We start from the raw sequence: 20,406 nt of genomic DNA on the forward strand, positions 1-20,406 counted from the left end.
TGGATTTTCTTCACCAACATTAGTTGACAAAGAGCCAAAAATGGTTGTTTTTCCTTGTGTCTATTATAATGGGCGCTCAGTATTAATTGATAAAGCATCTACATTTCTAAAAGAAGCTTATAATTTAAGGACTTAAAGAAAATAAATCCTGTTAGATATTTTATGACTAGTGGGTAAATCCATGAACTTTTTCACCGCTATCATGACCTAGAACAGTAGCAGTTGCTAGCTCTTTGATTGCTTCTTTAAAATCTTCAACCATTTCTTGTGCCATTGGCATAGTTAAGTCTGCACGACAGACAAAGCGTTGGATGATGACATTGTCCATATCTTTTGGCAATGGATATGCTGGAACTTGCCAACCTTTCATGAGTAAACGATCAGCTAAATCATACAGTGTCCATTTCACTTGAGCGTCTTCTTTTAAGGTATAACAAACAATCGGGATATTTGAACCGTCGTTATAAATTTCAAACAATCCTGTCTCTTCAACGGATTTAGCGAGATACATAGCGACGTCTTTCGTTTCAGTATGAACTTGACGATACCCATTGTGACCTAATTTTAAAAACATATAATATTGTCCAATAATTTGGCTGGCACTTCTTGAGAAATTGATTGCCATTGTTGGCATATGCCCACCTAAATAGCTAACATCGAAGATCAGCTCTTCTGGAAGATATTCACGATCTTTCCAAATGACCCAACCAACACCTGGATAGACTAATCCATATTTATGACCAGAGGTATTAATTGAAACGACGTTTTTCAAGCGGAAATCCCAAACTAATTCTGGATTGACAAAAGGAACAAACATTCCGCCACTTGCGCCATCAATATGAATAACGAGGTCAAAATTGTTTTTTGCATTATAGTCTTCGACCATCTTGTCTAGTGTTTGAATGTCATCAAATTTACCTGTATACGTAATCCCTAAAATCCCTACGATACCGATCGTATACTCATCAACATAATCAAACACTCGATCTAAATCTAAACTTAAATGCTCTGGATCGACAGGAACTTCTCTAAGTTCAACATCCCAATAAACACCGAATTTTTCCCAGCAAACTTGAAAACCTGATGAAATAACTAAGTTCGGTTTTCTTTTTGTTACGTCAATTCCTTTTTTCTCTGCTAGATTGCGCCATCTAAACTTCATAGCCATTCCACCTAGCATACACGCCTCACTTGAACCAACAGTTGAAGTACCAATAAAATTCTCACTCGGTGCATTCCAGAGATTTGCCAACATATTTACGCAAGAGGCTTCGACTTTAGCTGTTCTTGGATATTCAGACTTGTCGATAGCATTTTTATCTAAGGTTTCAGACATTAACTTGATTGCTTCATCATCCATGTAAGTTTGGCAAAAGGTTGCTAAGTTTTGTCTTGAATTCCCTTCATCGATTAAGTAACTTTTAATCGCATCATACGCAACTTCAGAGCCAATACCATCTTCAAAAAATGTTTTTGAAGGTAATTTTTGAGTAGAAAAATCTTTGTTTGTCATAATAATCCATCCTATTCTCTGTTTATTTTTATAAACTTTGCACAGTACAAACTAGTAACTTGTTAGATTTTAATTCATCAACTCGATTATTTACAATTCGAAATTTTATTGGCACTTTTAATTTTCTAGACCTTGTAATTTTTGATTATCATTCAATTCAGAAACATTTTGCAGGTGTTTCTTTTGTAATATATGCATTGAATAGCGCAATAGTGCGACAAATACGATCATCAATACGACTAAAATCAAGATACTCTTTATAAATAATGGAGCTCCAATCCCGCCAGAAATGGCTTCTCTAAACGCATAAACGGAGTAAGACATTGGAAGATACGGATGGATCATACTAAAGAATGGTGCTTGTAATTGAATTGGGAATGTTCCGCCGGCACCGCCTAGTTGTAACACTAAGAGAATCATCGCTACGAATCGCCCTGGGTTGTCGAAGGTCATTGCTAAGAACATTGTAATAGCCATATATGACCAGGCACTAACAAATGCTGTCAAGAAAAATTGGAAAACATTATCAACGTGTAATCCAATCAATAACATCACACTTGCTTGGATGATTGCCATCATGCTTGAAACACCAAAACCTAGGCTGACTTTACTCAACCACCATGCTCCACTGGATTGTCCTGCTATAGAAATTTTTCTAATTGGATAGATAAAGTTGAACAACATAGAGCCGACAAATAGCGCAAGTGACATGATATAAGGAGCTAACGCTTCACCGTAATTTGCTACTTTACTATATTCATCATTTTTCAACGAAGTAGGTGCAGCGAATTGATCAATATTTTTCTTCGTAATTTTTAGAGTTGAACTTTCATTAACTCCTTCATCTAAAGCGGAGGCTAATTCTTTTGCGCCACCTTCTAGCTGACCGATGCCACTCATTAGTTCAGGTGAGTTTTCATTTAATTCTGCTAATCCTGCTTGCAGTTGATCGGCACCTGTATTTAATTGATTGACCCCACTTGAAAGTGTTGGGATTTGGCTTTGCAATTGATCTAAACCAGAAGATAATTGTCCGCTTCCTGTTGTTAATTGATTGACTCCCGCTAAAGCAGTAGGTAACTTAGTAGCCACAAGATTTAAATCAGAGCTGATAGCATACAAGCCATTCGTTAATCCTACGGCATTGGATGAACCTGGAACTTGATTCAATAAGGAATCAAACGTATTGACGCCAGCTTGGATATTTGCTTCAGAAGCAGATAATTGTTGTGCAGAAGCTGCCATAGCATTTGTTATATTGCTTATATCGTTTGCTGAAGCGGATAACTCTGCGGCTCTAGCACTTAAAGTAGCTAGTTCGGATTCAACTGCTGCTAAAGAAGTGTTGATTTGTGCTGTTGCGGATGCGATCTGTTCATTTAGAATTGTATCAACTTTATTCGTAATCGAACTTACGATATTGGCTTTTTCATCCTCTGGAATCGTGGTGTTGGCAAGTAATCCAGCGACATAAGAATCAATATCTGTTTGTATTTTTTGAATCTCCAAATTGGCACCACTTAAACTATTACTAGCCACTGTTGCTTGATCCGCTACAGCTGTTGCTTCACCGGAAATACCTAATAGTTTATCTTTATTTGTAATAATTGAGTTGATTTCATTACGAATATTTTGTAAATCATTGTCTAGAACGGCTTTTACATTTGGATCTAAATTATTTTCGAATGTGGTCAAAGCATTGGCCAAATCCTGAGTACCAGCAGCCAATTGAGTTAAACCAGCGTCAATACCTGTAATATTGTTTTGGACTGGAGCTAAAGCATCATTTGCTTGATTCAAGGCAGAGCTTAATTGATTCGCACCTGAATCCAATTGTGAGACCCCTGAAGCTAATGGCCCAATACTATTCGCTAATTGACCGGTCCCATCGGCTAACTGATTAGAACCGTCATCTGCTTGAGAGACACCGTCAGTATATTGTTTTAGTCCTGTTTGAAGTTGACTGCCACCACCTGCAAGTTGATTTGCACCATCAGCGGCTTGCCCAAGCGCACCAACTAATTTTTCTCCCGCCTCTACAACGGCAGTTGCATAAGCTGTAACAACTTGTTCTCTAACTTGAGTTTCCAGAGCAGTAGCACCTACTGTTGAAATTTCATTGGCGATATAATTTAATGAGTCATTCGTTGTATAAATAATTTCCATTTTTTCTGGCGTTTGATTAATGATACTAGCCGCATTTTTTGAAAAATCTTCAGTGATTGTAACAATCATGTAGTATTTTAAATCCTTCATGCCTTTTTCTGCTTCTTCTTTTGAAACAAAATGCCAATCTAACTGATGATCTTTTTTTAAATTATCAACAACTTGTTGACCAACATTCATTTTTTGACCTAATAATTCTGTTGGTTTGTCTTCATTTACGACTGCTACCGGTAAATCTTTCGCCCGACCATAAGGGTCCCAAACAGACTTATCAAAAATAGATGAATACAAAATCGGTATAAATGTAATCGCAATGACTGAAATTAGTAATATTTTATTACGGAATAAATTAATCCACTCTTGTTTGGCCATCTTCATGATGTACCACTCCTTTCAATTTATTTTTCTTGCTATAGAACTGATAAAATAGAAAAGGAGCAACGACAGTTACGATGTAGCTAAAAATCAATGTGGTTATATACGTTTTACCTTCTGATTTTGTCATTGTATCAGGTATTATAAATGCAGTGACAATAGCAGCGATCGAAACCAATAGACCTGCACTAGCAACAAAAATTTTAACTTTTTGACCACCGGGTATTTGGTAATCTCTTTTCAACTCTTTCTTTTTGAAAACGACAACTAGATAAGCGATGAAAAATAAAATATAGGCACTTAGATAAATGATTACCGTTAATGAAATTGCAGTTTGAAATGAAACATTGCCTCCTGAACTACCAGAACCAAAGGTCAAAATAGCCGCCCAAGCAGTTACAACGAGTCCTTGAACCATTAATAGTGGGACTGGAACATCATGCTCATTTGTTTCTTCATATTTTTTTGGTAATAAACCCTTTGAAGCAACGAATTGCAATCCTTCTGTGGGACTAACGATCCATGAACTTACCTGTGCCATGACACCAAATGAGACGAGTAATCCCAAAATAATGACTAGGGGAGATTCTTTCCCTGGTGAAATCATTTGTTTTAGTGCATCTACAACGCCTGTATTAGCTGAAATATTTCCATGTAAAACCATTGCTACAACGCTGCCGCCGATTGTACTGAGAACAACCCCAACAATAACTAAAGCAAACATGATCTTAGGATAATTTTTCTTAGGGTTATCTAAATCAGTAATGTGTGGAGCAGACGCTTCAACACCCATATATGCGAGTACAAATGAAACGAGTGCGGCAATATTACTTTTATCAGGTAAAAAGTGGGAATCCGTAAAATTTGTTGAAATCGGATTTCCAGAGGCAATATATTTGATTGCTAAAACTAACATAAGCAATACTGGAACGACAATCCCAATAGAAAAGCCATATTTTGCTACTCGTTCGGTTATCTTTGTTCCCTTAAATTGAAGAACAGTCAGTAACCAAAATATTGAAATGACAAAAAGAAATTTTACAGCGACATTATTATTTAAAATAGGGATATTCAAAACATCTGATACTGTTCCGATAATAAAATAAATCATCGTTACAAAGCCAACTGTAATTTGAAACCATTGAAAAAAGATAGCTGCAAAACCAAATTTTTCGCCTAACGGCTCACCAACCCAACTAAAAATCCCACCTTCTTGATAACCTTCTATGGTTGCAAGTTCAGCCGAGCTCAACGCAACAGGTAAAAACCAAAATACTCCACAAAGTAATAAGAAAAAAATTAATGTTTTACCTGAATCAGCGAAAGTCGGATATTCATAAACTGTAATAAACAACGAAGCCGTCATCGCGAAAAATCCAAATGCGGAAATATTTTTCTTTTTATCCATTTTTCATTCCCCCCTTATTTAATATAGTTAATCTTTCAATTTTTTTTATTTTAGAATCCCAATAGAGAGAATGATTTATTTGTTTTAAATACAAAAATTCAATCTATTTTCTATAGTTAATAATTCATAAATAGGTGCTAGGATGCTATAAAAAAGCTAAAAAAAATGAATTTTTCGGCTTTTTAGTTTGTTTTAAGTTGAATAAGGCAGTTATATAACTGCCTTATTCAGACTATCCCATTAGGAATTGTGGGAAAAGATTTGAATGTTACAGTCGGTCAGATAAGTCTAGATATTATTTTTTAATTGCTTTAGTTGTTCTATCGCTTGATCGATTGTTTGATGTGCATCATTATCCAAACTGCCATCACTTGCGGCTTTTAAGCCCAATGCTAGTTCTTGACGAAGCATATCTAATGTATTTAGTCCAGCTGACTCTTTTTGTTCAAGATTAGAAACTTTTTCTTCTGGTGATATAGTTTCTTGGTTAAGAATACTGATATCCTCTGCCTTTTTAGTCACAAACACTTTTGGTGTTTCTCTTTCTAGTAATTCTTTAGTCAATGTTACTTGAGAAATACGCGTATTATTGTAATCGGTGTAATAGTAGGTTTTACTTTCATTACACATCATGCCAATATATTGAGAATAATCTTCTTTATCTTCAGTTGTAACAACAATCCCTTTAGGAATTTGAACCGTTGCTAAAATTTTGACAGCGTTTGTTACCGCTTCAACTTCAATTGCTGGCTGATCGATATTTTCTTTAAAGAAAGCTGCTCGAATAAATCTTTCAGGAGGAGTATAGCCACCAGGTAATCCTAATGTTCCTGTTCCTTGAGAGAATGCGTGAGAAGTGTAGGTTCCAAATTGTACAGGATCGTATTGTTTAGGACGAACATTCAAATAATTACTTAAATTTTCAATGTGCCATTCTAAAAGGGGGGTATTTGTCATAACACCGACTGGATTTTCTTTAAGATGAAGCATTTTTCCAGTTGGCTCAATCACCATACAATTTCCAGTTGTATCTGTTAGGATCCAGTGTAAAGGGGTAACGGTATCTATAAGTGGTGCAGGAACTTCAAAAAGATTAACTTTAGAAAGTTCTTTTTTTAAATCTGAGATGGATTTGAATTTACCTAAAGCCCATGTGATAAATTCGTGTGGTGCTAAATTAATTTTGTCATCTTCAAGCTCTTTTTGATAAACTGCTTTTTGAGGTAAGTATAATTCTGCGATAGCTAAACCATGTTCATTTACACCATCAGCAACAAAATAAGAAGTTCCTAGTAAACGACCAGCTCCCAAAAGTCCATATTTAGACTGATGTTTTTCTTTATCTGCTTCAGATACCCACTCATAATTTCTTGGAAGGTATAAAACGTTGGGATCCAACGTAAATGAAAAATCCATTGTTCTAGCCAGTAAATGTTTGTTATCTTTGGTTTCGGTAAAAATACTCGTACACATAAAAAACACGTCCTTCACTTGAATTTTTTTTTTGACAAGTTAAATATAACATCATTAATATATATTTAAAAAATAAAAGCCTTGATAATTTGATATTAATTTTATAAAGTTTTTCTATTTAATAAAAAATGTAAAAAATAAAAATTTAGTTACTCTAAAAAATTGTAATATTATATTTGAATTGAAACATAAATAATTGAATTTAATGAAGTCTGAGCGTTAATTAAAAATAGTAAAGCAAATCCTAGGAACTAAATCGATATAATTTAGTAACAGTTTTTTTAGAAGAAAATATGGAACTTCTCTATTCTTATATGCCAGGATCCTTAAATTTAGTAGCATGCTAGCAAAAAAATTTATTTTCAATCGACCCCCATATATAATAAAAAACATGATAAACTAATATTGTTCATCTTTTTTCACATTAAGCATTCTGAATGTGAAAAAGACAACAAAAAATTTAAAGGAGTTTACTATGGAAATTAAAGTAAGGGATCTGGTTATGCGCTATGGTCGTGCTGAAGTTTTGAACATTCGTTCATTAGACTTTGAAAAAGGCACTTCATATGGTTTAGTTGGTCACAATGGTGCGGGTAAAACGACGTTATTTAAATGTATGACGAATATTATCGCCAATTATCAAGGAGATATTTTGATTGATGATACTTCTGTAAAACAGCATAACGAAGTATTACTGAATGTAGGAATCGTTTTAGACGGCATGTCTGTCTATTCGAATCGTTCAGGCTGGTTCAACATCCAGTATTTTTCTGGTTTACGTGGGATGTTTGATGAAGAAAAAGCAAAAGATTTGGCGAGAGAATTGGATTTATATGCCGTGTTGGATCAAAAAGTAAAAACTTATTCTTATGGTATGCAGAAAAAGTTGATTTTGTTGATTGCTTTGATGCATAAACCAGAAGTTTTGATTCTAGATGAACCATTTCGTGGTTTAGATATCGACACAGTTAAATGGTTTAAACATTATTTGAAACAATTGACAGAAGAAGGATTAACATTGGTAATTTCCAGTCATGTCCAAAATGATTTAGAAGCATTGTGTGATATTGTGTATGTGATCGATCGCGGTCGAATTTCTGAAACAATCGATATCAATGCTGAAAAAGAAAAACAAATTCGCCGTATTGATACGACAAATAATAGTCGTCTGATAGAAATTTTAGATGGCGCTAATTATTATTATCATGTAGAAGATGATGGTGGCGTTAAATTGGACATCTCTGATAAACGTTGGGCACTTGTGAAACAATGTTTGACAGAGGAATCAATTGAAATTTCTGAATTATCTAAAGTGAAAATTTTAGATGAGAAATTGAATTAGGAGGGGCGAAAATGACTGGAAAATTAATATTTAAAATGGAGTTATTTAAATTTTTACGAGATAAAAGTTTTTTGATCACCGCTGGAGTTATAGGGGTGTTGAATATTGTTTTAACACTGATTTCTTTAAGTCTAGCGTCAAATTTTTCGGATTCATATTATGAATCAAATGCTGCTGCATCGCTAATAGGAACAGTTGCAATCGTTGGCGCAATTGTCTTTTTTGGGAATGTTATTTTTGCTTATGTTTATCCATTTCACATGATTTCTATGGATTACAAAAACAATGTTATGGCGATGATGGTCGCTTCTGGCGTAAACAGAAGAAAATTATTCTTTGCAAAAATAGGCGCTATATTTATCTGTACGATTGCGTTGATGCTGATGATCGCATTGATTCCTACGATATTGTTTCTGGTAAAATTAGTCCAATTAGATGTGTGGGATAGTTTTGCGGAAGGGTTTAATTCGGCTTTTTATTATACTGATTTGAGTTTTGGGAAATTTATTGTTTCTGGATTATTGGGTTACTTAAATATGCTGATGGTGATTGCGACGTCTTGTATCATCATGAAAGGTAAAAACCTCTCGTTTCTATTGTTCATCGGTTTCAATATTCTGAGCAGTATGATAACTGGAATATTACAAACGTTAGCTTATTCATTTGATTTTAGTTCAACTGGAAGTTATATTTTCCAATTATTCTTGACGATTTTGTCGATAGTTGTTTTTGGCTATATTTCGTTAAGAACATTAGAAAGACAAAATTTGTAAAAAAAATGAGAGAGAAAGCTAGCAGATTAAGTCCAGCTTCCTCTCTCATTTTTTGAATCATTATTTTTCTAAATGCGGATTAACTGGTACAATAAAAGGACTAAAGAAATTAAAGGTGTAAGCAAATGACCGGATCGTTGATTACAAAAAAGAAAATTGCTAAAACATTTAAAAAACTTGTTGCACAAATCGGTTTTGAAAAAGTAACGATTGCAAAAATAATGCAGGAAAGTCACATACGGCGCCAAACTTTTTATGATTATTTTCAGGATAAATATGATTTAGTGGACTGGATTTTTCAACAAGAGGCAATCGAAAAAATAGAAGATAATCTTGCCTATGAAGGCTGGAAGGTCATTTTAGAAAATTTGTTTGTCTATTTTGAAGAAAATCAACTATTTTACCGAAATATTCTGCTTTTTGAAGGTCAAAATTCATTTCAAGAATCTTATACGCAGCATTTAAAAGTGTTGATCTGTCACGTTCTTGTTGTAAAGAGTGAACCTAAAGTGTTACTTAAAGAATCTGATCATTTGTTTTTAGAAGAATTTTATGCGAACGCATTGGTTTCCTTAACGACAAAATGGATCATTGGCGGATGTAAGGTGGATTCACAGCGTTTTGCAGAACAAATGAAAATCGCATTTTTAATGGGTTTTGAAGAAAGATAATGAGTACTTGTGTGTAAGCGGGAGCGGCACAGGTATTCATTATCTTTGTTTAATTCTTTCGCCAGAGCTGAACGAGTTTATAACACAGCTACATGAAGCAGTTTGATCATCAAGTAGACAACGATCTGTAAAGACAAAGAACGCCTTTATAGATCGTTTTTAATTTGCTCAAGAGCTGGATACTGCATTCCTTTGTTCTTATTTCCAGCCAAAGGCGTCAGTCGGTGCATTTAAGTATTTTAGCCAATTTTCATCTTTGACTAGTAATAACGTTAAAGAAAGGCCGTTTGTATTGTAAGCAGTTAAGAAATTGCCCATTCGTTTATAAACCACTTCAATATCTTCAATATCTAGTAACTGTTGGACATCATTCATGAAAATCCCAAGTTCAAGGAGAGGGATTCCCCCTAGCCCGTTCACTAAAACAGCTGCTTTAGTGAACGTTTTTCGTGTATATTGCTGTTTTAATTTATTGACTAACTCGATTGCAATTCGTTCAGAAGATTGCATTGTTTCAATGCGATACCCTGGTTCTCCGTGAATGCCGATGCCAAAGTACATTTCATCTTCTGCCAATTCGTATTGTTGTGGAATAAGACCGATTGGAGAGGCAGGTGAAAAAGCGACACCTAATGTTTTGATCATTGGAACCAACTCTTGACCTAGTTCATGCAGTTCACTCAATGATTTACCAGCAGAGGCTGCTGCCCCAAGAATTTTGTGGACAAAAACTGTCCCGGCAACACCACGACGACGTTTTTCAAATGTACCAATTTCGATAGAGCAATCATCATCAACAATTATGTGCGTCACCATTAATCCTTTTTCTTTGGCTAAGCGTTCAGCTTCTAGAAAACTAGCTAAATCTTTTTCAAAATTTTTGATGATCAGTAATGTCCCATGTCCATTGTATGTTTGTTCAATAGCTTGAAGAATTTCGTTACTGGCAGGCGGCTCAAAGATAGGTCCCATCACAGCGCAGTCCAACATATTTTCTCCGATATATCCGACGTGGGCTGGCTCGTGTCCACAGCCGCCACCGCTGATTAGGACAACTTTGTCATCTGCAATCGTTTTTTTAGTGATGATGCCAGTTTCTCTTTGCCAATCTAGTCTGTCATTATATGTATACGTGAGGCCAGCCAATAATTGTTGACGAATGTGTCTACTGGAATTGATCAATTGTTTCATCTAGGCGTGCTCCTTTTACGTAATATCTATTTTTATTATACGCTGTCTTTCTAGTGAAAACTATAGTTTGGTGAAAGATTAAAATGAAAGCGGACACATAAACTTGTTTGTCCGTTGCAACTTTTTTCAGATGCGAGTATTGTAAACGTATACAAATGGTGAGAGCTAAATGAACTTACTCATCAAACAGAGATAAAACAGGAGGGAATGTCATGAAAAAAATTATCAATCAAGCTCAAAATGTAGTTCCAGAGATGGTACAAGGATTTGTTCGTGCTCATCACGAAACGATTGAGCAAGTACCAGAAACATTCGTTTTGAAACAAAAAGAAATAACCAAACAAGTTGGGTTGATCAGTGGAGGCGGTAGTGGTCATGAACCAGCTCATGCAGGATTTGTTGGCTCAGGAATGCTGCAGGCGGCTGTTTGTGGGCAAGTCTTTACCTCTCCAACACCAGATCAGATCTTTGAAGGAATCAAAGCTATTGACCAGGGGCAAGGCGTTGTGATGGTCGTAAAAAATTATTCTGGCGATATCATGAATTTTGATATGGCCAAAGACTTGGCTGAAATGGAAGATATCAAAGTGGGTACAGTTGTTGTAGACGATGATATTGCGGTTGAAGATAGCACCTATACTCAAGGTAAACGCGGGGTAGCCGGGACGATTTTGGTTCATAAAATTTTAGGAGCAGCGGCACGTAAAGGTGCCTCAGTGGAAGAGTTAGTTGCGCTAGGTGAACGAGTGGTTAAAAATTTAAAAACGATCGGTGTTGCTTTAACAGGAGCAACAGTTCCAGAAGTGGGTAAACCTGGATTTGTTTTAGCAGATGATGAGATCGAATTTGGGGTTGGGATTCACGGTGAACCAGGTTACAAACGGGAAAAAATCAAACCTTCTAAAGAAATGGCGGAAGAATTGATTTCAAAATTAGCAGCAGCATTTAGTTGGAATAAAGGTGATCGTTTTGCTATTTTGGTCAATGGATTAGGTGGAACACCCTTGATGGAACAATATATTTTTTATGATGATGCAATGCGTTTATTGGATGCAGAAGGTGTAGAGATTTCATTTTCAAAAGTTGGGAATTATATGACTTCTTTGGAAATGGCTGGCATTTCTGTCACGTTATTGAAAGCAGAAGCTGATTGGATAGAAGCATTGAATGAAAAGGTTGATACAGTAGCTTGGTAAAGGCGGATATGGATTGGATGTTGTTGTTTATATTTTGAAAAACGGAGGGGAATTTAATGTTTACTGTAGATAATTTAAAAAAATCATTACAGCTATTCAAAGAAAAAATCGATAAGAATAAAGAATATTTAAGCGAATTAGATACACCGATCGGCGATGGTGATCATGGAAATAATATGGCACGAGGAATGGATGCCGTGACTGAGAGTTTGCAGAGTAAAGAACCCGCAACAATACAAGATATTTTTAAACTAACAGCGATGGCTTTGATCAGCAAAGTCGGCGGGGCTTCAGGTCCGCTCTATGGAACAGCGATGATGGAAATGGCTAAAGCCTCAGCGACAACTTCTGATGCACTGCCTATTCTAGAAGCAGGGTTAGCAGGGATCGAAAAGCGAGGGAACAGTAAACCTGGTGAAAAAACGATGTTGGATGAGTGGGCGCCAGTAATAGAAGCAATCAAGAATAATAAGTTGAATGAAACGACATTGGAATCAGCTGTAGAAGCAACAAAAGATATCGCTGCAACAAAAGGGCGTGCTTCTTATGTTGGTGAACGTTCTATCGGTCATATCGATCCAGGGGCGATGTCCAGTCTGTACTTCTTTCAATCTTTAATGGAAGCAGGTGTATTGGATGCGTAATGGTGTAGTGATTGTATCCCATGTCAAAGAAATTGGTGAAGGCGTCGACCGCTTGATCAAAGAAGTAGCAAAAGATGTTCCGATAACAGTTGCTGCGGGATTAGAACAAGGAGAGGTCGGAACGTCATTTGAAAAAATAATGGATGCCTTTGAAAAAAATTCCGCTCAGACGTTACTCGCGTTTTATGATCTAGGTAGCGCTAAAATGAATTTGGAAATGGCTATCGATATGACGGAAAAAGAAATTTTACTGTTTGATACGGCTTTAGTAGAGAGCGCTTATACAGCGGCAGCATTATTACAAGTGGATACACCAATCGAAGCAATACAGGAGCAACTAGTCTCTTTAAAGATAAAATAAGATGAGGATAGGAGTTTGTGATCATGAGAAAAGCGTTTATTAGTCCAACAAAATATGTTCAAGGTGAAGATGAATTATTGAATTTAGGATACTTTGTTACAACTTTTGGGAAAAAAGCCTTACTGATTGCTCATGCAGACGACGTGAATCGAGTAAAAGATAAATTGGATAAAACAGCTAAAAACTTTGATATTTCTTTTGTGGAAAGTAATTTTCATGGAGAAGCATCTCGTGTAGAAGTCGCACGTCTGCAAAAAGTAGCAGAAAAAAATAATTGTGATTGTGTGATCGGTCTTGGCGGCGGTAAAGCAATCGATACGGCAAAATGCGTCGCGGCAGGTCATAACCTGATCATTGTACCAACGATCGTTGCAACAGATGCACCAACGAGTCATTCAGCAGTGCTTTATACAGAAGATGGCCAGTTTGATGATTATGCTTACTTTGTTCAAAGCCCAAGTGTGGTCTTGATTGATACGGTAGTGATTGCACATGCACCGACACGCTTCCTCGTTTCCGGGATGGGTGATGCGTTATCCACTTATTTTGAAGCAAGAGCGACACATAATTCTTATTCGAATGTTAATGCTGGATTGCCTTGTGGCGCACGTGAAGGCGTTTGTCCCCCAGCCAAAGGAACCAATACAGCATTAGCACTTGCCAAATTATGTTATGAAACGATCTTAGAAGACGGTCTAAAAGCCAAAGAAGCCTCAGAGAATAATGTGGTGACACCTGCATTGGAAAATATCATTGAAGCAAATATCTTACTTTCAGGCTTAGGGTTTGAAAGTGCTGGTTTGGCTGCAATTCATGCGATTCATGATGGATTGACGGTTTTACAGGATGCTCATGGTGCAACACATGGTGAAAAAGTAGCATTCAGTACGATTTGTCAGTTGGTTTTGGAAAATGCCCCAAAAGCTGAATTATATGAAGTATTGGATTTTGCTTTATCGATTGGTTTACCGGTTTGTTTGGCAGATTTAGGTGTGCAAGAAATTTCGGATGCTGAGTTAACGGAGGTGGCTGAAAAATCTTGTATTCCAGAAGAATCGATCCATTCAATGCCGTTTCCGATTACGGTAGATCAAGTAAAAGCCGCGATCATTGTGGCAGATAGGATTGGCAAAGAGTATAAAAATTAGGAGTACGGAGTTGTTTCTGCTCCCACCGTTTATTCGGATTCCTTAAGGCTAGGGTATAACTCGTAGAGTTATGTCCTAGCCCTTTATTTTTTTGCATAAAACAAAGATTTCAAGAAGGAAACTGGAAAAATAATTAGTTATAAGCTAACATATAAAAGAAAACTCTCTAAGATATACAGAGGTGGTGAGCAGATGAAACATAAAATCAACCAGCTATTTCACTGGATGAAAGAACACGGTTTACTATTAAAATTAATATTTCTTGGCTCTGTTTTGATTTTTGTAGCCAATCAAGTAACGCACATTGTTCAGGGAATGACTTGGAAGGATGTCTTCCATACGATGGGGCAACAGAGTCGTTTTGCTATCATTGGAATGGTTTTAGCAGGGTTAATGGGTGTACTGCCAATGCTTTTATATGATTTAGTCGTGGTAAAAGTGCTTGAAGAGCAAGGCAAACCGAAAATGAATCGCTGGGAGTGGTTTGTTTCTGCTTGGGTAACGAATACGATCAATAATCTTGCTGGATTTGGTGGTGTCATTGGCGCAACCTTACGAGCTAATTTTTACAGCAAAGATGCACCACGTAAAAAAGTTGTTGCTACAGTTTCTAAAGTGGCGTTATTTATGATTTCCGGTCTGTCTATTTTATCGTGTATTGCGTTTGTTGATGTTTTTTTTATTCGCCCGGATAGTTTATTTCGTGAATACTGGCTTTGGCTGCTTGCTGGAAGTTTCATTGCACCAGCTTTATTGTTGTTTACGCAACTAAAGAAATATACCTTATTTAAAGACTTTTTCCCAAAAGGTATTTGGCTCTTGTTTGCAGCGTCACTTGGACAGTGGTTAGGTGCGTTGTTTGTCTTTTTAAGTGTGGGCGCATTGATGGAAGTCGATGTATCGCTGTTCTCGGTATACCCAATGTTTGTGATCGCAACTCTGATCGGGATGCTGACAATGGTGCCAGGAGGTATGGGTACTTTTGATGTGTTGATGATCTTAGGCTTGTCACAGTTAGGTGTGGGGCAATCAACAGCAGTTGTTTGGCTGATTTATTATCGATTATTTTATTATGTCTTGCCTTTTATTACTGGAATTATTTTATTTGTTCATCAAACGGGAATCAAAATCAACCGATTCTTTGATAATTTACCACGAATATTCTCACAAAAAGTCGCACATTTTATTTTAGTGGCATCTCTTTATTTTGCTGGGATCATGATGGTGTTGCTTTCCACAATCACAAACTTGTCGAATGTTAGTCGACTGTTTAAATTTCTCTTGCCATTTTCTTTTGATTTTTTAGACCAAACCTTCAATATGCTGATCGGCTTTTTATTATTAGGGTTAGCCAGAGGCATCTCGATGAAAGTAAAAAAAGCCTATTGGCCAACGATTGGGTTATTGATCTTTGGGATTGTGAATACAATTTCTAGAACGTCTTCATGGCAGTTGATATTGGTTTATCTTGTGATTCTCTCAGCTGTTTTTTTAGCAAGAAAAGAGTTTTATCGGGAAAAATTTGTATATTCGTGGGGAGCGCTCGCAGTTGATGGGGTTTTGTTTAGTTTCCTATTTATTATCTATGCCGTTGCCGGATATTATAGCTCTCATCCAGGTAAGAGCGGTCCTCTACCAAATACGTTTTTACTTTTCCCTTCAGACGATGTCTGGTTTTCAGGTTTGATCGGTCTGGGGATTTCAATGATTGGTTTGATTACCTTGTATCAATACTTAGCTGATACATCAAAGCATTTAGGGGAATCTTATCAGGAAGTCCGTTTGACAGCATTGATTGAGAAATATGGAGGAACGCAAGGAAGTCATCTGTTGTATTTAAAAAATTATCTTTATTATTATTATCAAGAAAATGGAGAAGATGCGGTTTTATTTGCGTATCAAGTCAAAGCGAATAAATGTTTTATTTTAGCAGATCCAATTGGCAATAAAGAAAAATGGGCACAAGCCACATTAGCTTTTATGGATGCTGCGGATTTATTGGGGTATCAAGCTGCTTTTTATCGTGTTAGTGAAGGATACACAATGGTATTACACGATTTAGGATTTAATTTTATGAAAATTGGAGAAGAAGGAATCATCGATTTTTCTTGTGCTGAATCACTACCGATTTCTTTAGCAACAAATAACATGGAGCTTAAGCATTTAAGCAATTTGGGGTACAAATTTACACTGTATCGTGAACCCGTTTCAAATGAGTTATTAAAAGAGTTAGCACGTGTATCACAAGAGTGGTTAGGATCGCAACGAGAACGAAATTTTGTCGGTGGTCATTTTGATAAGGAATATATAGCATTAAGTGATCTTGGTATTGTACGAAATGCGCAGCATGAAGTGGTTGGTTTTATTACAGCAAAACCAATCATTCAAAATAAAGAAATATCTTATGATTTATTACGTTATTCAGATTCAGCGCCAGAGCGTATTATGGACTTTTTATTGACCCATTTTATTGCAGAGTATCAAAAACAAGGATACGCTTCTGTTGATTTAGGGACAGCCCCTTTGTCTAAGGTTGGGGAAACAAAATACTCATTTTTAAATGAACGTTTTATCAATATTTTTTATAAGTATGGCGATCAAGTATATGGGTTTAAAGACACGAGAAAAGAAAAAGAGAGCTATGTAACGAATTGGGAAGCAAGATACTTTGCTTATTCTAAACAAAGTAACGTGTTATTTGCTTTTATCCAGTTGGCATTATTGATCGAACGGGGCAAGGGAAGAGCCGTTTCTTTAGTGGAAGAGGTAATGACTGGCTCATAAAAGAACGACACCCAAGTACGGATAAACGGTGGGAACAGCAGCAATTCCTTCTTATTTTTAGGGCCTAAACACCTCTGTCTTAACCTCTTGTTTTTAAGCCTTAAGTCCCACTAGTAAAAAAATATAGTTGGCGTATAATAAGTATAAAAGGCACAATGGGAGGTTTTTGGGATGGAGATTGAAAAAATAATAGTAACAAACAAAGCTGAATTAGCAGTAGCGTTAGATAAAAAAACAGATGAAATCATCGTTGAAGGTAACTTTAACCCAGACATCGCAGAAATCAAAAAAGGACAATTAAGTGATACGGATATGTTGGGTTTTTCAGTTGGGAGCAATGGAACAGGGATGCTCGTAGAATATGGAATCAGTAAGTTGATGGCGATTTTTGAACCTGCGACAAAAGAGGATCAAAAAATGTGCAAGCAAATCGAGCGCTTATATACAATCAAGCAGCTGACAAAAGAGTCATTTTTATTACGTTTGAAGCAATTAGATTATTAAAATAGAAGAAGGCGAGAAACAGATACGTTGTTGTTTTTCGCTTTTTACATAGCTAAAATTGAAAAGAAAGGAATAATCAATTGAAAAAACCAAGAAGAATCATCATGGATACAGATCCTGGGATTGATGACGCCGTTGCAATCGCTGCTGCATTATTTGATGAACGGATAGAGATTCAGCTAATTACTACAGTTGCAGGTAATGTAGGCGTAGATAAAGTCACAAAAAATCTGCTTAAACTACTCGCATTTTGGAATAGAGAGATTCCTGTAGCAATTGGTGCTGATTGTCCATTGTTACGTGAAGCAATCAATGCAAGCGATATTCACGGAAGTACAGGAATGGATGGCTATGAATTTCCAGAATCTAAATATGAATTATTAACAAAAAATCATGCGGTAGTTGAGATATACAAAGTATTGATGGATTCCAAAGAGAAAATGACGATTGTTGGTATTGGTCCGTTGACGAACATTGCACTATTACTTAGAGTCTATCCAGAATGTGTGGAAAGAATCGAAGAATTAGTGATTATGGGGGGAGCTTTAGGTAGAGGGAATGCGGGTGTATTGTCAGAATTCAATATTGCTGCAGACCCAGAAGCCGCGAAGATTGTTTTTGAGAGTAATCTTAAACTGACGATGGTCGGTTTAGATGTGGGTGAGAAAGCCCTGGTCTTGCCCAAAGAGCGTGAGCAGATCCAAAAAATGAATAGAACGGGTGATATGATCGATCATTTGTTTAGACACTACCGCGGCGGTAGTTTAGAGACTGGATTGAAGATGTACGATGGTTGTGCGGTTGCTTATTTGTTAGAGCCTGAAATGTTTGAAGTAAAAGAGGCTTATGTAGCAGTTGAAACGCAAGGTCTGTTGACTGCAGGAGCTACTTTAGTTGATTTAGAGGGGGATTTGGGCAAAGCAGCTAATTGTCGAGTGTGTGTGGATCTTGATGAGAAACAGTTTAGAAATTGGTTTTTAGAAGCGATTGGAAAATGTGATTGATAATTGTAAAAGATTGAAGAGGTTGGGACAGAAGTGTTTAACTCCGAGAAATAAGAGGAAACTCACGAAAATTGCTCTTCAAATTTTTGTGAATTTCAACTTATTTCCGAAGGAGTTGCTTCTGCTCCCACCGTTTATTCGGATTTCTTAAGGCTAGGGTATAACTCGTAGAGTTATGTCCTAGCCTCTTCACTCTTTTATTTAGGGGAATCTAATTTTTTATTTTGTAGTTCGAAAAAGCCGATTTCCTCGATTGTTTCACCAGAAAAATCATCTACATCGTCTACTTGGATTTTATATACAGATGTTGTATCTAATGAACTTAGGCTAATGGATAGTTCGATCTCACCAGTTTCTAAGTTATATACTTGTGTAAACAGTTGATTTTTAACTTCTTTACCATCTTTATATAAAGTAATTCCTGGAATACAAGGTTTTTCTGGCGTACTAAATTCTTCGAGCGGAGCAATAAATCGAATGGTTGTTTGTAAAGCATCACTGGTGGCTTTGATATCTGTGATATTATTTACATTGCTGATTTGCGTATCCGCAGTTTGAGTCAAGGGTGTGTAATCAATATCAAAACGCCAGTCACCTTCATATTCCAAAGCGTTATCTATACCAAAAGGACTATTTGTTTTAGAAGCTTCGATATATGCCTGATCAAGTTCTTCAGCATCTTGCCAAAGTAACTTATAGATATGAAGTGTTAATTTAGCGTTATCTGGAATGTCTTCCTTATCAAGAGTCGTAACAACCGATCCATAGAAAGTATCTTCTTCTACGCGAAAAGTAGAGTCATACATAGCTCCTCCTCGTATATCTTCAGTATTTCCATCAACAAACAAACCAATTTCAATATCTTGAAAATTTGGCGTTAGTTTGCCAAATTTTCTATCAGGAGAACTTTGTTTTTTCAGTAACTCTTTTAGTTTTTCATCATCTAATTTAAATTGATAATCAAAGGCAAATTTTTTCTTTGTGGATATAAATTTTGTCAATGTGATTTCGCGTCCGTTTTGTGTGCTAGTTAAATGGAGTTCACTTTGTATGCCGTTGTTTTCTACCATCGCAACACCTGAATCTTGACTAATGCCTAAAGCATTTTTGATTGCTGTATTTATTTGTGGGTTGATCATAGCAATTAAAATTACTGCCGCAGCCGTTGCAAAAGTAATAATTATTTGTTTCTTGTATCTGACTTTGATGCTCTTTTTTTCTTGTTTAAATTTGTTGTTTAAAATATCTTCTCGATTCTGAACTAAATTAGCCATTACATCTTTTGGAATTTCCTTTTCTTGTTTAATGATGTCATTCTTTTTTTTATCCATTTTCTTCTCCTTTCAATAATATTTTTAGTTTTCCTCTACCGCGTGCAAGTCTCGTTTTAACTGTATTTTTAGATACATTCAGTTGTTCAGCGATCTCATTAATATTAAAACCTGCATAATAATGTAAAATAATGGGGATTTTGTATCTATCTGGTAATTTATTAAATTCTTCTTCTAAATAAGACCTTTCGTAGTTGCTTTCATTTGTACGCATATAACTTTCCTCAAATTCAACGGTTTCCACTTTTTTTTGCAAAATATCCTTAGCGATATTGATCATAATTCTAAAAATCCAAGAATTAAACGCTGCTTCATTTTTGATGTTAGGAATTTTTTGCCACGCACGAATTTCAGTTTCTTGCAGACAGTCCGCAACATCTGCATTGTTTAAAAGTAATTTGTAAGCAGAATTGTACAATACAACTTGATAGGCTTCACAAAGTTTTATAAAGGATTGTGCGTCACCATTTTTCGCTTTTTTAACCAAACTTATTTGTTCCCTCTTTTCCATACACTTCTCCT

At 36.1% G+C, this 20,406-nt stretch carries 17 protein-coding genes; 10 read left to right on the forward strand and 7 right to left on the reverse strand.

Annotation, left to right across the window (positions count from 1 at the left end):
• Positions 1 to 166: 166 nt before the first annotated feature.
• The 4 genes from gad to AC4BC4_RS00300 form a co-directional block, all read right to left on the reverse strand.
• Positions 167 to 1,513: a glutamate decarboxylase gene (gad, locus tag AC4BC4_RS00285; protein ID WP_490476369.1), complete on the reverse strand. Its 1,347-nt coding sequence runs from the start codon at positions 1,511 to 1,513 to the stop codon at positions 167 to 169.
• Positions 1,514 to 1,630: 117 nt separating this feature from the next.
• A complete protein-coding gene (locus AC4BC4_RS00290) occupies positions 1,631 to 4,057 on the reverse strand; it encodes a YhgE/Pip family protein (protein WP_490476370.1) in 2,427 nt (808 codons plus the stop codon).
• Positions 4,029 to 5,462: an amino acid permease gene (locus AC4BC4_RS00295; protein WP_490476371.1), complete on the reverse strand. Its 1,434-nt coding sequence runs from the start codon at positions 5,460 to 5,462 to the stop codon at positions 4,029 to 4,031. Before AC4BC4_RS00295 ends, AC4BC4_RS00290 begins: the two co-directional genes overlap by 29 nt.
• A gap of 288 nt (positions 5,463 to 5,750) precedes the next feature.
• Positions 5,751 to 6,935, reverse strand: a complete 1,185-nt coding sequence (locus AC4BC4_RS00300) for a choloylglycine hydrolase family protein (protein WP_438757735.1) — start codon at positions 6,933 to 6,935, stop codon at positions 5,751 to 5,753.
• A gap of 475 nt (positions 6,936 to 7,410) precedes the next feature.
• Between AC4BC4_RS00300 and AC4BC4_RS00305 the strand changes: the two genes are divergently transcribed.
• The 3 genes from AC4BC4_RS00305 (at position 7,411) to dhaS (ending at position 9,721) form a co-directional block, all read left to right on the forward strand.
• Positions 7,411 to 8,277, forward strand: coding sequence for an ABC transporter ATP-binding protein (locus AC4BC4_RS00305; RefSeq protein WP_490476372.1), 867 nt, complete (start codon positions 7,411 to 7,413; stop codon positions 8,275 to 8,277).
• A gap of 11 nt (positions 8,278 to 8,288) precedes the next feature.
• Complete coding sequence (locus AC4BC4_RS00310) at positions 8,289 to 9,050, forward strand: hypothetical protein (RefSeq protein WP_490476373.1); 762 nt, start codon at positions 8,289 to 8,291, stop codon at positions 9,048 to 9,050.
• Positions 9,051 to 9,175: 125 nt separating this feature from the next.
• On the forward strand, positions 9,176 to 9,721 hold the full coding sequence (dhaS, locus tag AC4BC4_RS00315; RefSeq protein WP_490476374.1) for a dihydroxyacetone kinase transcriptional activator DhaS: 546 nt from the start codon (positions 9,176 to 9,178) through the stop codon (positions 9,719 to 9,721).
• Positions 9,722 to 9,919: 198 nt separating this feature from the next.
• Here the strand turns inward: dhaS and AC4BC4_RS00320 are convergent, their stop codons facing one another.
• Positions 9,920 to 10,912, reverse strand: coding sequence for a dihydroxyacetone kinase subunit DhaK (locus AC4BC4_RS00320; RefSeq protein ID WP_438757731.1), 993 nt, complete (start codon positions 10,910 to 10,912; stop codon positions 9,920 to 9,922).
• 212 nt (positions 10,913 to 11,124) lie between these two features.
• Between AC4BC4_RS00320 and dhaK the strand changes: the two genes are divergently transcribed.
• From dhaK to rihC, 7 genes are all read left to right on the forward strand, one after another.
• A complete protein-coding gene (dhaK, locus tag AC4BC4_RS00325; protein WP_490476375.1) occupies positions 11,125 to 12,108 on the forward strand; it encodes a dihydroxyacetone kinase subunit DhaK in 984 nt (327 codons plus the stop codon).
• Between the two features lie 56 nt (positions 12,109 to 12,164).
• On the forward strand, positions 12,165 to 12,752 hold the full coding sequence (dhaL, locus tag AC4BC4_RS00330; RefSeq protein WP_438757729.1) for a dihydroxyacetone kinase subunit DhaL: 588 nt from the start codon (positions 12,165 to 12,167) through the stop codon (positions 12,750 to 12,752).
• On the forward strand, positions 12,745 to 13,113 hold the full coding sequence (gene dhaM, locus AC4BC4_RS00335; RefSeq protein WP_438757728.1) for a dihydroxyacetone kinase phosphoryl donor subunit DhaM: 369 nt from the start codon (positions 12,745 to 12,747) through the stop codon (positions 13,111 to 13,113). The genes dhaL and dhaM overlap by 8 nt, the downstream gene beginning before the upstream one ends.
• A gap of 23 nt (positions 13,114 to 13,136) precedes the next feature.
• On the forward strand, positions 13,137 to 14,261 hold the full coding sequence (locus AC4BC4_RS00340; protein ID WP_490476376.1) for a glycerol dehydrogenase: 1,125 nt from the start codon (positions 13,137 to 13,139) through the stop codon (positions 14,259 to 14,261).
• Between the two features lie 192 nt (positions 14,262 to 14,453).
• A complete protein-coding gene (gene mprF, locus AC4BC4_RS00345; RefSeq protein WP_490476377.1) occupies positions 14,454 to 17,045 on the forward strand; it encodes a bifunctional lysylphosphatidylglycerol flippase/synthetase MprF in 2,592 nt (863 codons plus the stop codon).
• A gap of 171 nt (positions 17,046 to 17,216) precedes the next feature.
• Positions 17,217 to 17,549, forward strand: a complete 333-nt coding sequence (locus tag AC4BC4_RS00350) for a hypothetical protein (RefSeq protein ID WP_490476378.1) — start codon at positions 17,217 to 17,219, stop codon at positions 17,547 to 17,549.
• 80 nt (positions 17,550 to 17,629) lie between these two features.
• Positions 17,630 to 18,553 carry a ribonucleoside hydrolase RihC gene (gene rihC / locus AC4BC4_RS00355; protein WP_490476379.1) on the forward strand — a complete coding sequence of 308 codons (924 nt, stop codon included), beginning with the start codon at positions 17,630 to 17,632 and terminating at the stop codon, positions 18,551 to 18,553.
• Positions 18,554 to 18,750: 197 nt separating this feature from the next.
• Here rihC and AC4BC4_RS00360 read toward each other — a convergent pair whose 3' ends face one another.
• Positions 18,751 to 19,884: a hypothetical protein gene (locus tag AC4BC4_RS00360; protein ID WP_490476380.1), complete on the reverse strand. Its 1,134-nt coding sequence runs from the start codon at positions 19,882 to 19,884 to the stop codon at positions 18,751 to 18,753.
• Positions 19,877 to 20,395: an RNA polymerase sigma factor gene (locus AC4BC4_RS00365; protein ID WP_490476381.1), complete on the reverse strand. Its 519-nt coding sequence runs from the start codon at positions 20,393 to 20,395 to the stop codon at positions 19,877 to 19,879. The genes AC4BC4_RS00360 and AC4BC4_RS00365 overlap by 8 nt, the downstream gene beginning before the upstream one ends.
• Positions 20,396 to 20,406 lie beyond the last annotated feature (11 nt).

It is taken from the genome of Enterococcus sp. AMC1086, assembly GCF_058216575.1.

What these genes read in the sequence shown, in the direction of transcription:
- AC4BC4_RS00305 (WP_490476372.1), top strand. Translation starts at nt 7,411, where the DNA reads ATGGAAATTAAAGTAAGGGATCTGGTTATGCGCTATGGTCGTGCTGAA.
- dhaL (WP_438757729.1), top strand. Translation starts at nt 12,165, where the DNA reads ATGTTTACTGTAGATAATTTAAAAAAATCATTACAGCTATTCAAAGAA.
- AC4BC4_RS00365 (WP_490476381.1), bottom strand. Translation starts at nt 20,395, where the DNA reads ATGGAAAAGAGGGAACAAATAAGTTTGGTTAAAAAAGCGAAAAATGGT.
- AC4BC4_RS00300 (WP_438757735.1), bottom strand. Translation starts at nt 6,935, where the DNA reads ATGTGTACGAGTATTTTTACCGAAACCAAAGATAACAAACATTTACTG.
- gad (WP_490476369.1), bottom strand. Translation starts at nt 1,513, where the DNA reads ATGACAAACAAAGATTTTTCTACTCAAAAATTACCTTCAAAAACATTT.
- AC4BC4_RS00320 (WP_438757731.1), bottom strand. Translation starts at nt 10,912, where the DNA reads ATGAAACAATTGATCAATTCCAGTAGACACATTCGTCAACAATTATTG.
- AC4BC4_RS00295 (WP_490476371.1), bottom strand. Translation starts at nt 5,462, where the DNA reads ATGGATAAAAAGAAAAATATTTCCGCATTTGGATTTTTCGCGATGACG.
- AC4BC4_RS00350 (WP_490476378.1), top strand. Translation starts at nt 17,217, where the DNA reads ATGGAGATTGAAAAAATAATAGTAACAAACAAAGCTGAATTAGCAGTA.
- dhaS (WP_490476374.1), top strand. Translation starts at nt 9,176, where the DNA reads ATGACCGGATCGTTGATTACAAAAAAGAAAATTGCTAAAACATTTAAA.
- mprF (WP_490476377.1), top strand. Translation starts at nt 14,454, where the DNA reads ATGAAACATAAAATCAACCAGCTATTTCACTGGATGAAAGAACACGGT.
- AC4BC4_RS00340 (WP_490476376.1), top strand. Translation starts at nt 13,137, where the DNA reads ATGAGAAAAGCGTTTATTAGTCCAACAAAATATGTTCAAGGTGAAGAT.
- dhaK (WP_490476375.1), top strand. Translation starts at nt 11,125, where the DNA reads ATGAAAAAAATTATCAATCAAGCTCAAAATGTAGTTCCAGAGATGGTA.
- AC4BC4_RS00310 (WP_490476373.1), top strand. Translation starts at nt 8,289, where the DNA reads ATGACTGGAAAATTAATATTTAAAATGGAGTTATTTAAATTTTTACGA.
- AC4BC4_RS00360 (WP_490476380.1), bottom strand. Translation starts at nt 19,884, where the DNA reads ATGGATAAAAAAAAGAATGACATCATTAAACAAGAAAAGGAAATTCCA.
- dhaM (WP_438757728.1), top strand. Translation starts at nt 12,745, where the DNA reads ATGCGTAATGGTGTAGTGATTGTATCCCATGTCAAAGAAATTGGTGAA.
- AC4BC4_RS00290 (WP_490476370.1), bottom strand. Translation starts at nt 4,057, where the DNA reads ATGAAGATGGCCAAACAAGAGTGGATTAATTTATTCCGTAATAAAATA.